The 14,269-nt window shown below is 52.0% G+C and carries 13 protein-coding genes and 1 other RNA gene; 11 read left to right on the forward strand and 3 right to left on the reverse strand.

Annotated elements, in window-relative coordinates; genetic code table 11:
• Positions 1–12: 12 nt before the first annotated feature.
• Positions 13–690: a peptidylprolyl isomerase gene (locus PHV74_02775; protein MDD5093289.1), complete on the forward strand. Its 678-nt coding sequence runs from the start codon at positions 13–15 to the stop codon at positions 688–690.
• 130 nt (positions 691–820) lie between these two features.
• Here the strand turns inward: PHV74_02775 and PHV74_02780 are convergent, their stop codons facing one another.
• Together PHV74_02780 and cobU are read right to left on the reverse strand one after the other, a co-directional pair.
• Positions 821–2,335, reverse strand: coding sequence for a cobyric acid synthase (locus PHV74_02780; GenBank protein MDD5093290.1), 1,515 nt, complete (start codon positions 2,333–2,335; stop codon positions 821–823).
• A gap of 2 nt (positions 2,336–2,337) precedes the next feature.
• On the reverse strand, positions 2,338–2,901 hold the full coding sequence (cobU, locus tag PHV74_02785) for a bifunctional adenosylcobinamide kinase/adenosylcobinamide-phosphate guanylyltransferase (protein ID MDD5093291.1): 564 nt from the start codon (positions 2,899–2,901) through the stop codon (positions 2,338–2,340).
• Positions 2,902–3,257: 356 nt separating this feature from the next.
• On the opposite strand from cobU, the gene PHV74_02790 reads away from it, so the two are divergent.
• The 5 genes from PHV74_02790 (at position 3,258) to PHV74_02810 (ending at position 7,260) form a co-directional block, all read left to right on the forward strand.
• On the forward strand, positions 3,258–4,409 hold the full coding sequence (locus PHV74_02790; protein MDD5093292.1) for an ATP-binding protein: 1,152 nt from the start codon (positions 3,258–3,260) through the stop codon (positions 4,407–4,409).
• A 4-nt stretch (positions 4,410–4,413) separates the two neighbouring features.
• Positions 4,414–4,902, forward strand: a complete 489-nt coding sequence (locus tag PHV74_02795) for a response regulator (protein MDD5093293.1) — start codon at positions 4,414–4,416, stop codon at positions 4,900–4,902.
• 284 nt (positions 4,903–5,186) lie between these two features.
• Positions 5,187–5,603, forward strand: coding sequence for a hydrogenase iron-sulfur subunit (locus PHV74_02800; GenBank protein ID MDD5093294.1), 417 nt, complete (start codon positions 5,187–5,189; stop codon positions 5,601–5,603).
• 1 nt (position 5,604) lies between these two features.
• Positions 5,605–6,291: a methylenetetrahydrofolate reductase C-terminal domain-containing protein gene (locus tag PHV74_02805; GenBank protein MDD5093295.1), complete on the forward strand. Its 687-nt coding sequence runs from the start codon at positions 5,605–5,607 to the stop codon at positions 6,289–6,291.
• Between the two features lie 54 nt (positions 6,292–6,345).
• Complete coding sequence (locus tag PHV74_02810) at positions 6,346–7,260, forward strand: methylenetetrahydrofolate reductase (GenBank protein MDD5093296.1); 915 nt, start codon at positions 6,346–6,348, stop codon at positions 7,258–7,260.
• A 102-nt stretch (positions 7,261–7,362) separates the two neighbouring features.
• On the opposite strand, the gene PHV74_02815 is transcribed toward PHV74_02810, so the two are convergent.
• Complete coding sequence (locus PHV74_02815; GenBank protein MDD5093297.1) at positions 7,363–9,456, reverse strand: hypothetical protein; 2,094 nt, start codon at positions 9,454–9,456, stop codon at positions 7,363–7,365.
• 580 nt (positions 9,457–10,036) lie between these two features.
• On the opposite strand from PHV74_02815, the gene cax reads away from it, so the two are divergent.
• The 5 genes from cax to ssrA all read left to right on the forward strand — a co-directional run bounded on the left by cax (position 10,037) and on the right by ssrA (position 14,163).
• The gene (cax, locus tag PHV74_02820; protein MDD5093298.1) at positions 10,037–11,101 is read left to right on the forward strand and encodes a calcium/proton exchanger; all 1,065 of its coding nucleotides are present in this window, start codon (positions 10,037–10,039) and stop codon (positions 11,099–11,101) included.
• 235 nt (positions 11,102–11,336) lie between these two features.
• Positions 11,337–12,458 (forward strand): molecular chaperone DnaJ, encoded by a 1,122-nt coding sequence (gene dnaJ, locus PHV74_02825; GenBank protein MDD5093299.1) that lies wholly within the window; start codon positions 11,337–11,339, stop codon positions 12,456–12,458.
• A 110-nt stretch (positions 12,459–12,568) separates the two neighbouring features.
• Positions 12,569–13,306 (forward strand): RsmE family RNA methyltransferase, encoded by a 738-nt coding sequence (locus PHV74_02830; GenBank protein MDD5093300.1) that lies wholly within the window; start codon positions 12,569–12,571, stop codon positions 13,304–13,306.
• Between the two features lie 20 nt (positions 13,307–13,326).
• Positions 13,327–13,791, forward strand: a complete 465-nt coding sequence (smpB, locus tag PHV74_02835) for an SsrA-binding protein SmpB (protein MDD5093301.1) — start codon at positions 13,327–13,329, stop codon at positions 13,789–13,791.
• A gap of 18 nt (positions 13,792–13,809) precedes the next feature.
• Positions 13,810–14,163: a transfer-messenger RNA gene (ssrA, locus tag PHV74_02840) on the forward strand.
• Positions 14,164–14,269: the final 106 nt, after the last annotated feature.

Consider the following 14,269-nt stretch of genomic DNA (forward strand, 5'->3'; position numbering starts at 1 on the left):
TCATAAAGTTGCATGTTTTCTCTAAAATGGTATACTCTGGAAATGGCGGCTTTGAAATATCGGGAAGGGTTGGGCTCTGCGGTTGAATTTGTGCACCTCTTTCCCCACAATCATCGCCCTGATCGAAAAAACATGACACGCGGAGGAAAGATGCAGATCACTAAAGACAAATTCGCCACTTTTGACTTCACCATCACCGATGAGAACGGAGACCTTCTGGACGATTCATCAAAAAGCGGCCCGGTTTCCTACGTTCATGGAGTGGGCTTTTTGATCCCGGGATTGGAATTCGCTCTGGAGGGCAAATCTTCCGGCGATAGCTTCAAAGTCACCGTTTCTCCTTCGGAAGGCTATGGAGAGAGAGACGAAGCACTGTTTATGGATGTGCCCAAAGAAAGGCTTGCAGGGCTCGATGGTCTGGAAGAGGGCATACTTGTTCAAGTGGGAACCCCTGACGGAATGCAAATCATGAGAGTGGCTGAAATGACTGATGAAGTTGTCACGCTGGACGGCAATCATCCGCTGGCTGGAACCGCCCTCAATTTTACAGTTTCTGTCATCGACGTCCGGGATGCAACCGAAGAAGAGCTGGGACAGTTCCAGTCAATGATCAACTGTTGCTCCGCCGGGTGCGATTGCGAGGAGGAATCCCACCACCACGGAGGCTGCGACTGCGGCTGCGACTGCTGAGAAACCTCTGATCAAGTGCTTATCAACCCCCTAACCCCCAATCTTGGGGGAAGAGGGGGAATTTAGGGCACCCCCCTAAAACCCAGGCAGAAGGTATCCTGCACTATCTAACCAGAGGCCCATCGCCGAATTATCCCTTGAGGCCGCATATCTGATAAATGCGCTCGATGTCCAAGCTCTGCCGCACCAGGTCGGCGAGCTTGTTGTATTGCTCGTCTCCGGATGGCAGGTCAGGCGGCGCTCCCGATATCTCATAGCTCGGCTTGATATTTCGGAGCAGCGCCCTTCGGAACCGTTCATTATCGAAAAGCCCGTGCAGGTAGGTGCCGAAAATCATGCCCTCGTTTCCCACCGCGCCATCCGGGTGGCTTTTTTCTGAATCCGATCTTTGGATAATCTCAAAAGCCGGAGCGGTGCTTCCGCGGCGAGACTGCCCCATGTGAATCTCATAACCCGTCAGTGTTTCGCCTTCCAGTCCCCGGAACAGACCCTTTCCGGCTACGATTTTGGCTTTGATCTGATGAGTGGTTTTCGCGCTCTCGAAATCCGTAACGATATCGAGCAACCCCAATCCTTCCACCTGTGAGTGCTCCGATTCGATTCGCTCAGGGTCGTCGATCCGCCAGCCCAGCATCTGAAAGCCGCCGCAAATGCCGATAACCGGCGTTCCCGACCTGGCCTTTTCCACGATCGCACTAGCCAGACCCGTTCCCTTGATGTGGGAGAGATCGGAGATGGTGCTCTTGCTGCCGGGTATGATGATAAGATCAGGGTTATCCATCTGCCAGGGCATGGTGATATAACGAACTCTTACCCCAGCCTCTTGCTGCAAGGGTTCGAAGTCGGTGGAATTGGAAATCCGCGGTAGATGCACCACTGCAATGTCAATCCCGGTTTTTCGGTCCCATTCCGAAATGGGCTCCCGATAAATGGAGTCTTCTTCGTTGATCATGATGTCGTGATAGTAGGGAACAACGCCGAGGACAGGTATGCTGGTGCGCTCTTCCAGATAGTCAAGCCCCGGTTTGAGAATGGAGACATCGCCGCGGAATTTGTTGATGATGAAACCTTTCAGGAGGCTTGCTTCCTCTTCTTCCAGGAGCACAACGGTACCCATCAGCTGGGCAAAGACACCGCCCTTATCGATATCCCCAACCAGCAGAACCGGCGCCTGGGCCAGTTTAGCAATGGACATGTTCACGATCTCGAATCGCCGGAGGTTGATCTCGGCCGGACTGCCCGCCCCTTCGATGATGACAATATCGTATTCGTCTCGCAGGCGGTTGAGGGACTTTTCCACAATGGGGAAGAGTTCGGGAGTGAGTTTGTAGTAATCGTAGGCGCTGGTAGTTGTAAAGGGTTTCCCCATCACTACCACCTGTGCTCTGGCATCCGCCTCCGGCTTAAGCAGCACCGGGTTCATATCCACCGTCGGCTCGATGCCGGCTGCCTCGGCCTGAACCACCTGGGCTCTCCCCATCTCGCCGCCGTCTCTGGTCACGAATGAATTCAGCGCCATGTTTTGCGACTTGTAAGGCGCTACCCGAAAGCCGTCCTGGTGCATGATCCGACACAAAGCAGCCACCATGATGCTCTTGCCCACCGAAGAGCCGGTTCCCTGAATCATCAATGTTCTGCCTCGCATTCTCACCCCTTTATTTTCAAAGGAATACCGGCGACCATGAAATAGACCTCATCGACATGCATGGCCATGATCTGATTGGCCCGCCCCAGGAGGTCCCGATAGAGTCTTCCCAGCCGGTTTTCCGGCACCAGTCCCAGGCCAACCTCGTTAGAAACGATGATGAAGACGGCATCGTGCTTTTGTGTGAGTTCGATCAAGGATTCCACCTCGGCTGTGATCCGTTTCTCGGCCTCCTGCATATCGATCTCCGGGGAATCGGAAAACCCTCGATCATCTCCCAGGAACAGATTAGTGACGAGCAGCGTCAGGCAGTCAATCAACACCACCTCTGAATCCGCTATGTGCTTCTCGATCCCGGCGGCGATATTCGTGGGAACCTCCAGGGTTTTCCAGGATCGAGGCCGTTCGCTCTTGTGTTTAGCGATTCGGACGCTCATATCCTTATCGAGCGGTTCGGCTGTTGCCACAAAGAGAATCTTCTTGCTGATAGTGCCGGCCATCTCCTGGGCCAATCGGCTTTTTCCGCTGCGGGCCCCGCCGAGAATCAGGATGCTTCTCTTATCCACGCCAATACCTCATGCCTTTCACTGAATCGCTGAGCAAAGGGCCATCTGATCAAGTGGTGCAGGATTTCTCCTGCCGGGGGCTCGGGGGTGTCCCCCGAAATCCTCATCCTTCCCCCATGATTGGGGATCAGGGGATTGACTATGATTTGATCAGAGCTTCCTTGGATTTCTTTACATTCGTACGCTACACTACGGACAATCCGATGTCAACGCCATTCCAGGGCAAGATGGGGGACAGCCTGCACAGAGGATACGGGATGCCCCCGTTCTTTTCTAAAACAGTTTTCTGCTAGGATGAGCTACCTGAGTTAAACACCATGCAATACACACATTACCACTGGCCAGGGAACGAGCCGATGAACCAAGTGAGGAACTCCGCGCTGGCAGATGCAGCACCTGTTAGTTGGCGTCACTCGCCGTGGCTACAGAGGTATGTCCCGATTGCTCTGCTGACGACAACCGGCCTGATGGTGACTGCGGTTATTTTTCGAATGGTGGAGGAATCGGAATGGGAAGTGGCAGCGGCAGGTGTGGCCTTTACTGCCCTATTTGCCGCTTACCTGGTGATACTGACAGGCCGTACCGCCGAAGTCGAAGGAATGGTAGCCAGGCGCACCATAGAGCTGGAAATGGAAATCGGCGAGCGTAAGCAAGCCGAGGCAAAGATTCAAGAACAGTATGTTGATATCCAGATTCACACACTAGAACTGGAGGCAGCAAACGATGATCTGCGCCAGACGCAGCAGAAACTCCTTGAAGCCAATCTGAACCTCGAGAAAAAGGTCAAGGATCGAACAGCCGAATTGGAGGCCGCCAACGACGAGCTGAAAGCATTCACCTATTCCGTCTCTCATGACCTCCGCGCGCCTCTTCGCCATATCAATGGATTCTCCCGGATTCTGCTGAACGAATGCCAGGACCAATTACCTGAATATGCCAAATCCTACCTTCTCAAGATTGGCGACAGCGCATCCAGTCTAGGCGCTCTGGTGGATGGGCTATTGAATTTGTCAAGAATCAATCGTGAGAACATCATCATTAAAAGGGTAGATTTGAACGGGATTCTCGATGAGGTAATAGCCGATCTTCGCTCTGAAACGGCAAGTAGAGACATCAATCTCAAAATTCAGCAGCTTCCGCAGGTTGAGTGTGACCCGGTGCTGATCAAGCAAGTGCTGGTGAATCTCCTTTCAAACGCGATCAAGTTTACTCGGAATACTAAACGCACGGTTATTGAGGTGAAGCCTTTGCCGGATGCCAAACCCGGGTTTATGGTCCGAGACAATGGTGCCGGGTTCGACATGGAATATGCCGATAAGCTGTTTGGAGTGTTCGAGCGCATGCATAAGAAAAGCGATTTCGAAGGGAATGGCATCGGCCTGGCGACAGTCAAGCGGATTGTAGTCCATCATAACGGCCGGGTTTGGGCCGAAAGCACAGTCAACAGAGGTTCCACATTCTATGTGGAGTTGCCCGCACCGCCCGCGAAAGAACTCAAGGAGGAATAGGAAAATGGAAGATGCTCGTGTATTGCTAGTGGAAGATGACCCCAACGATGCGGAACTGGTTATTCACGTACTCAAAAAGAACAACATCGCCAAAGATATTCATGTGGTTGGGGACGGAAAGGAGGCTTTGGACTTCCTGTTCTGCCGGGGAGCCTATTCGGGAAGGAATTTCGCCAGCCGCCCGGATCTGGTCATCCTCGATCTCAAACTCCCCCATGTATTCGGACTCAAGGTGCTCCAGGAGGTCAAAGAAAACGTCTTCACCAAGCCGATTCCCATAGTTGTGCTGACATCCTCTGATATCGATTATGACATAACGAGTGCATATGAGCTGGGGGTGAACAGCTATATCCAAAAGCCGCTGGAATTTGAGAAGTTCCAGGAAGCAGTGAAGATGATCGGGCGATACTGGTTGGACTTCAACAAGCGGCCGATCTACAAGCGACCGGTTTCAAGCGAAGACAGCCGAATGATACTGACTGGCGTCAAATGATGAGCTGATCCATTTGACCTTTTATGAAAAGGCTCGTTTGCTGTGCATGACATCAGAAATCGATCGTCATACCCAATATGGCGATCAATTTCTGATGGGTGCGGACGACGGTATTTGACTCACTTCGATTTTTCGCCTCGCTCGACGAAGCCTCCTTTCGATGATCTGATCGAATCACCTCCCCTCCACGTTTTGGGAGAACCCTCATTGTTGATGTTCCGCTACACCATCGTGGTATAATGATGCAAATAATACTGTCTTCAGCCCATGAGTAGCATATGTCGGTGAGCGTTTTTGAACCCAGGGTAGTCGCCTTTTGCTGTCACTTCTGCGCCTATTCGGCTGCCGATCTGGCAGGCTCGATGCGCCTGGAATATGCCCCGAATGTTCGCATCGTGAAATTGATGTGCACCGGGAAAGTCGACGCCCTGCTGCTGCTTAAGGCCTTCGAGGATGGCGCAGACGCCGTGTATGTGGCTGGTTGCGAAGAAGGGGATTGTCACTTTCTGGAAGGGAATCTGCGGGCGACCAAACAGGTCGACCGCGCCCGGAAGATGCTGGAAGAAGTGGGAATCGAAGGGGATCGATTGAGAATGTATCCCATCGGCGCATCGGATGCGCCGTCATTCGCCGCTGCTGCTAACGAGATGACCGAGAAAGCGCGGCAGCTTGGCCCGAGTCCGTTAAAGAAGGAAGGCTAAGATGATCGTAGGGGAAAGAAAGCCGTTTAACGAAATCAGGGCGATGCTAGAAGGCTACAAGAAAGTGCTGATCCTCGGATGCGGCACTTGCGTCAGCGTGTGCATGGCAGGCGGCCAGAAGGAAGTTTCACTTCTGGCTTCTCAACTGAGGATGGATGCTAGGCTCCGCAAAACAGAGATGGTGCTGGGCGAGAACACCATCCAGCGCCAGTGCGACCGGGAGTATATTGAACCGATTGTAGAACAAGCCGGAAACTACGATGTTGTTCTCTCAATGGCATGCGGTGCCGGAGTGCAACTGCTGGCAGAGATGTTGACACCGCTGCCTGTGGTTCCCGCTCTGAACACCACCTTTCTTGCCGTGGCCGATAGGGAAGGCACATGGCTGGAGCGTTGCCGGGGGTGTGGGAACTGCATTCTGGCCGATACCGGAGGCATCTGCCCCGTAGCTCGATGCGCCAAGAGCCTGTTCAACGGACCCTGCGGCGGATCGAAAGAGGGCAAATGCGAAGTCTCTCTGGACATCCCTTGCGCATGGCAATTGATCTACGATCGGCTCTCGGATTTGGGGCAACTCTCCCAAATGGAGATTATCCAACCCATCAGGGATTGGAGGCCAAGCGACTCCGGGGCTCCCAGAAGCATCGTTCGAGAGGATGCCATTGGGGTTTCGGGCGAAAAAGCGTAATGTCGACTCTTTAGTCTCTCATCAAGGGAGAGCAAGATTTTTGTTTGAAGCATCATGAAAGCAGGAACTAACCTGGAGAAAGTGCTGGAGAGTGGAACTTTCGCGGTCACTGCTGAAGTCGGCCCTCCTAAAAGCGCCACAGCTCGCGTTGTGGAAAAGAAAGGAGAAACGATCAAGCAGTACGTTGATGCCGTCAACGTCACGGATAACCAGACTGCCATTGTCAGAATGTCCAGTATGGCCGGATGTGTGATCCTCAAACAGATGGGATTGGATACGGTATTGCAGATCACTTGCCGCGACCGCAATCGGATTGCTATTCAGAGCGATGTTCTGGGGGCAGTGGCGCTGGGGATTGGCAATATTTTGTGCCTCTCTGGCGATCATCAGGCGCTGGGAAATCACCCTAGCGCCAAAGGCGTTTTTGATATCGATTCGATCCAGTTGATCCAAGCGTTAAAGGCAATGCGGGATGAGAGGAAGTTCATCTGCGGCGATGACATTACAGGAGAGGTCCCCATCCACATCGGGGCCGTTGAAAATCCCTTCGCCGACCCGCAAGCGTTCAGGATTCAGCGGCTGGCCAAGAAGGTAAGAGCAGGGGCCGATTTCATTCAAACACAGGTGATCTTCGATATCGACCGGTTTGCCAAATGGATGAGGGAAGTGACGGCTCGCGAACTGGACAAGCAAATACATATTCTGGCCGGAATCATACCGCTCAAATCGGCGGCTATGGCCCGCCATATGCGTGATCATGTCCCTGGTATAGAAGTGCCGGACCAGTTGATCCGACGGATGGAGAATGCCAGCGATCCCCAAGCAGAAGGCGTGACGATATCTCTGGAAATCATTGAGGATGTCAGAAGGATTTCCGGGATACATGGCATTCATCTTTTCGCTGTTGGGTGGGAAGACAGCATCCCTGTTATCGTCCAGAGAGCGGCGCTCTGGCCCAGGCCGCTTTGATCATCGGTTTTCAAGATACACTTTATTGAGGTCGTACTGAAAAGAAAATGCGAGGATTTCCCCTCGCATTTTCTTTTCACAGACTCCATTTCGAATGGGTATTTAACCATACATAACCGATAATTTCCCGCGCTGCCGCAACCCGTAATCGAGCCTATTCTGATAACTTTCGGCGTTTCTGAAGAAAAGGCCTTGCCTTGAGGAAAGGGCCTGTCTCTCCGTTGGAGTCATCGAAGGCTTTAAACCGGCAGATGAAGATCGAACCTCAGTGTTATTGAAATGATTCCTTCTCAGGGGAAGAGCCTCTCTTTCTCCCCGGGTCATCACAGGTTTGTGAACAGTGGAGCTACCCGTATATTTCGACCAGTCCATAGGTCTAAAGAAAAGGCCTTGCTTTGAAGAGAGCGCTTCGATCTCTCTGGGAGTCTCTACGATAGCCTTCAAATTGGAAGCCACACTGCGAGACTGCGGCCAATCCATAGGCCTAAAGAAAAGGCCCTCCCTCAACGAAAGAGCTTCGGCCTCCCTCGGAGTCATCGCATCAACCTTTGGAGCATAAGGCTTACCAGCGAACTTATCCCAGTCCCGAGGCCTGAAGAAGAGGCCTCCTTTCGAGGAAATGGCCTCTTTCTCTTCCCGGGTCATTAAAGGCTTCGGGGCAACAGGCTGGCTTTGATATTTAGGCCAATCGATCTCTTTGAAGAAGAGTCCTTGTTTTGAGGAAAGTGCCTCGATCTCTCTGGGAGTGATGAAAGCCCTGGAGGTAAATGGGTCCCTCCTCAATCTCCCCGCGCCTCGGGATTGGGAGTATGAACCCAGTGAACTATAGGCCATCACAGGCACGGGGATTGGCAACGGCGAATCAATATCAAGCGGGATGCTCCTGCGCAGCTTCCCTTCGTTCCCATGGCTTCGCGGCGTGATCAGCTGCTGATCTTTGATCATCGGCAGAACGAATCTCAAAACACCCAGGCGGAGCAGCCCTGAAACCAGGAACAAGCCTAACACTTTGCTGCCAAAGATAGGAAACATGAACATGACCAAGCCTACAGCGGAAAGAGAACCAAGCGCCATCGATACCGTATTCAAGGTTCGGCTGTAACAGATATAGTTCAACCTCTTTTCCGCTGGCGCGGCTTCATATATCAAAACATTGTAGCTCAGTTCAAACCCCGCCCACATAATACCGGTCAAGGCCTGAACGGCGGCGAGGTAAATGAGATTCGATGAAAACAACCACAGGAAGGGTACCACGCACAAGAATGGGGACACCTTGCAGATGATCCCCAGGTTGCTATGTGCGCCGGTATATCTTCGCCAGAACATGGAACCGATGACTTTGGCCGAAAATTCACTGGCGATCAGCATCATAAAAACGAAGTATCCCAGCTGCAGATCGTTCAGCACATAAACCGCCAACAAGGGGATTGATATGTACACTGCAAAATTGAACGTCGAAGAATAGAGGATAACGGTTCCCAGATAACCCTTGGTCGTCTCTTTCAGAAAATCGATAAATCCGAATTTTGGCTCCGTCACTCGGATTTCATCGTCATTGGGGTCAGTTCTCGCGGCAGGCTTAAAGTCGGTGCCTTCTTGTATCCGGGTGTAGAAGAAAAGACTCACAAGAGAAGCCATGGTGGACACGCCAAAAACGATGACAAAGCCGATAAGCGTCTGATTGCCACTGAAGATCTGCAAAACGGAACCCATGATGCAAAAAGTTATCAGGTAGACTCCGGCCGAAATGGCCGAGCGTAGTCCGAAATAACGGCGCAGTGCTGACGGGGAAACCATGCTCACCATCCAACTCTCTCTGGCAGGCATGAGAAGGATACTGGGGATCAAGTTCAAAACCCAGCATGCTGCGATCAGTCCGAAAGGACCGATGGGCCGCATGAAAAGAAAGATAAAAAGAATCGGGACCCAGGTCATCACATTGGCCACAGCGAGAATTGAAGTAGTCCTTTTGACCCCATTGGTCCTGCCGACAATTGAGGGAATCTTGATGCACATAAGCGCCAGAATGCCATACAATAGAGAGCTTACCAATTGCACGCCCTGGGCGCCGACTCCCGCGGCCACAAGAGCAGGCCCCTGATAGGCCGTGCCGCCGTTTTCAATGGAGGTCGATATTGCCTCTGCGTGAAAATAACCCAGGCTTCTGTTTTTTGTTCTATTGTCTCCTAGTTCCATCTGATTGCCTTTTGATAAAGAATGATCGAATGATTCGAAAAGTCGTCCCCATCTTCCTCTGAAATCAAAGGAGCTTTTCGGATTCTATTCAGATCAACCGGGGGGAGAGGTGGCTAAATTCCTGCCTATGAACGTCGGACCAAAGAGACATGTTTCAACGGATAACGAAGTCTGATGCTGTGCAGTATTTTCCAAGGATTCCCCGTGAAGACGCGTATATCTTTTTCCCCTCAGGAAAAGGCCATATCTGCTCGGATTGGAATGCTTATTGCTGCCCATAAGAGAGACCTTTTTGAGGACTGTCTACTGAAATCCTATTTCCGGTCACCAGTCCGCCAGTCCGTCAGTCCGTCAGTCCGAATCAGGTTGAATGATATAGGTATATCACTAAAGATCGAAGCTGTCAAGGGCTTAAACACTCAAACCGGAGAGAAATCCCGCGGCAATCGCTGAAAACAGTCCCTTGATCCAGCCCGTTCAGTGTTCCGCCAACCTGCGCAGGTGTATAATGATGATCGCAGGTAAGCATTGATCAAACGCGATTGACTGGAAGGCAGCGCTATCCAATGCCCGATTAAATATGCTCCGAAACACGTGGTTTCTCCCCGGTTCGTTGCTCATTCTGGCTCCTCTCTCCATTGCCTTAAATACTCTGGATATTGCTCCGGTGGCAGTATTCATCGTAACGTTGCTGAGTCTAATCCCAATCTCCAGCCTTGTGTCCAGATCAACCCAGGAACTTTCGTTGAGGACTGCCACTGTTGTGGGAAGTCTGCTCAATGCCACTTTCGGCAATATCATAGAACTCATGATTGCCATTTTTGCCATCAACCAGGGGTTGCAGGAAATGGTGATGGCTTCGCTGGCTGGTTCCATCATCCTTAATATTCTTCTGCTCATTGGCGTCAGCATGATCGCTGGCGGGCTCAAACATAGAGATCAAACCTTCAATACGTCCTCCGTCGGAGTTTCTTCCACTATGCTGCTTATTGCAGTTGCCGGCCTCGCCCTGCCGACGATTTACGCAGAGCTCGCAGAGCCAACAGTCCATACGGAACACTCGGTCATCCTCATGAGCCGCGCGGTCTCCATAACACTGGGAGTAACCTATCTGTTGAGTCTTGTCTTCGTTTTGTTCACTCACCGCCACCTCTTTGTCAGCCAACGCGAAGCCTCCGAGCCAGCCACATGGAGCACAGCCAAGGCGGCAATGATTCTAGGTCTGTCTGTCGGGCTGGCGGCTATCGAGTCGAACATATTAGTCGGTGTGATCCAACCCATCATCGATACCACCCATCTTCATCAGGCATTTGTGGGACTGGTCGTCATCGCGGTGATTACCAATATCCCGGAGCACATGGCAGCGATTCAATTCGGACTGAGAGACAACATCACACTGTCACTCGAAATCGGTATGAATTCCGCAATACAGATTGCGCTCTTTGTGGTTCCCATTCTGGTTTTGATCAGCCCGCTGCTTGGAACCAGCATGAGCCTTGCTTTTCCCCCATTCCTGATCGTGGGTATGATTTTGAGCGTGATGATCATCAATTACATCGGCAGCGATGGCATCTGCAACTGGCTGGAAGGGGTTCAACTGGTGGCTGTTTACGCTATCATTGCCATCGCATTCTACTTTGTATGAAGTCTGCGGAATAGACCCTCACCGGAAACGATCATTCGGAAGATACTCTGCTTGATTGTATGCATTGGAAAGGCTTCGCTTCATTCAACAACGCTGGCGATTGTTGCCGGGTTCTACAGGTTAACCAGCTTGTTCTACCAGATAGTCCGGGCTATAATAAAGAGTTGGCCCATTGAATGAATGCTGAGGAACATCAGAAGATTTCTTCAGCTGTATATCAGGAAAAGAGATTGATATGGTGACGAAACGCGATTATTATGAAGTCCTCGGTGTAAAGCGAGGCGCAACCGATGATGAGCTCAAGAAGGCCTATCGAAAGCTGGCCTTCAAATATCATCCGGACCGCAACGGTGAAAAGGAAGCGGAGGAGATGTTCAAGGAAATCAACGAGGCCTACGAAGTGTTGAGTGATTCCGGGAAACGGGCCAGCTATGACCGATTCGGACATGCCGGAGTTGATGGCATCGGCCGGGGATTTGAGGGGTTTGACTTCGGCGGCGTCGGCGATATTTTTGAAGCCTTCTTTGGAGGAACGGCGGGTGGCCGCAGGTCCACCGTTGAACGCGGGTCAGATATCCGCTACGGTCTGGAAATAACCTTCGCAGAGGCAGCATTCGGTTGTGAGAAGGAAATGCAAGTCGAGCGCGTCGAACCCTGCTCTATTTGCCATGGCAGCGGCAGCGAGGCAGGAGTTGAACCAGTGCAGTGCCCCACTTGCCGTGGCAGTGGGGAAGTCCGTCGCTCCCAGCGAGGACTTTTCGGCCAGTTCACCAATATCACACCGTGCGAACAATGTCGCGGGAAAGGCACCGTCATCACGAATCCCTGCAAGCAGTGTAGCGGTATTGGCAGAGAGAAGAGAGTGCGAAAGGTCATAATGAAAGTGCCTGGCGGTGTAGATGACGGCAATACGGTTCGGCTTACGGGCGAGGGCAACAGCGGGATCAATGGTGGGCCTCCGGGCAATCTATTTGTGACGCTCTCAGTTAGCAAGCATGAGTTCCTCCGCCGCGATGGAGCCGATGTCATATACGATCTCCCGTTGAACTTCGCCCAGGCTGCCCTGGGTGGCGAGGTTGAGGTTCCGACCCTGGATGGCGACTTTAGCATGAAGATTCCTCCCGGTGTGCAGAACGGCAAGGTCTTCCGCATCAAGGGAGCCGGCGCGGTGAATCTCAATAAGTCCGGGCGAGCGGATGAGGTGGTTATCGTTCATATCGTCACTCCCACATCCCTCGATGGCGAACAAAAGAAGCTGTTCCGTGATTTGGCCAAAACCCTGGAGCCGGCCAGACTGCCCAAGGACGAGAAGGGCTTCTTTGGCAAGGTGAAGGATACCTTCGCCGGGCGCAGTTGACAGATAACCATATAAAGATCGCTGCCAATCAGTCGGCCCGAATAGCAGAGCGCCACTGCCTTGCTCGGTCACCGCAAAATGCTGGTTACCGTCCATTCAGCAAAGTTGTTATGCATCGTTTTTTTATTCCTCCGGACTGGATCAAGGGCGACAGGGTTGTTATCAATGGCAGTCAGGCTCGCCAGCTAAGAGACGTATTGCGGCTCAAACCCGGCGATCTTATAACCGTCCTCGATAATACCGGTATGGAATACCGTGTCAGATTGGTGGCTGTAAAAGAAGCAGTTATCGGCGAAGTGGTGGATCAGTGCCGCTCTCAAAACGATCCGGGAGTAGAGATCATCCTGTATCAGGCTATACTCAAGGGCAATAAATTCGATTTCGTCTTGCAGAAATGCACCGAGATCGGGGTTTCCGGGTTTGTCCCAATTCTCTGTGAGCGATGTGTTGCTGGCAGTCCCAGCGATACCCGTATCAATAGATGGCATCAGATTCTCATCGAGGCGGCCGAACAGTCCAGGCGAGGCAAGGTTCCCGCACTGTACCCGGTGATGGATTTTCGGCAGGCCTGCGAGAAAGCGGGATATTTTTCATTATTGCCGTGGGAAGGCGAGCAAAATGCTGGGATCAAGACTGCTATCAGCAATGTCCCTGATGCAAGACAGATGAATATCTTCATTGGCCCCGAAGGCGGATTCACCCAAAGCGAAGTCGATTTTGCCCGAAGCAAGGGAATCAATCCGGTCACTCTGGGCAGGCGTATCCTTCGTGCCGAGACTGCCGGTCTGGTAGCGGGCGTTGCCATACTTTACGAGAGAGACGAACTCAGCGGCGCTCAGTTGACATAATGTAGTCAATGGAATTGAATGTGAAAGAAGACAGAAATAAGACGATCACCGTCAACCGAAAGGCCTATCACGACTACTTCATTGAGGAATCAATCGAGGCTGGAATCGTGTTGACCGGCACGGAGATAAAGTCCGTCAGGGAGGGTAGGGTCAATATCCGTGATGCCTATGCCAAGCTGGAGAACGGCGAACTCTGGCTTTTGAATTGCCACATCGCCCAATACAGCGCCGGAAATCGATATAATCATGAGCCAACCCGACCAAGGAAGCTTCTGCTGCACAAAAAGGAAATCGCCATGTTGAGTAGTGATGCAGCCAGGAAAGGCTTGACTTTGGTGCCGACCCGACTGTATCTTAAAGATGGGCGAGCCAAAATAGAACTTGGGCTTGCCAAAGGCAAAAAGCTTTACGATAAGCGGCGCTCCATTGCCCAGCGCGAATCGGATCGCGATGTAGCGCAAGCAGTAAAGGTAGACAGACGCTAAGCCTTAACAACTGAATATGGGGACGAGTGGCTTCGACAGAGGAAATGTGCGACCCGGGATTGCAGGCCGAGGATGCTATCACCCTCGTCAAAAGGTAGCAAAAAAACAACTGACAACAGAATGCCAGTAGCGGCCTAATCACTTAGGCCACGTTCAACCTTTCCTTTTCCCAACAGGGAGGGATTGAGCGACGAAAAGTTGGGGTGCTGCAACCCTGATAGCGATAGGGAGTGCCTAAGAAAAATCGCTTAGCCTGGCTGAAACCCGGCTGGCTGAGTGCGGTCAGGTGAATGTAGTGGCCAGATAAGCTTGTAGGATATCCTGGGCGGATTTCTTTTGGACGGGGAGTTCGACCCTCCCCCGTCTCCACCAGAAACACGAGAGAGCTTCCGAGTCTGATATATTCGGAAGCTCTTTTACTAAAACGACCTCTGAGCCTTCTTTAGTGGTAGCGACCTGGAAGGTTGGCCAGAATGCT

It is taken from the genome of Dehalococcoidia bacterium, assembly GCA_028711995.1.
Lineage (GTDB): Bacteria > Chloroflexota > Dehalococcoidia > SZUA-161 > SpSt-899 > JAQTRE01.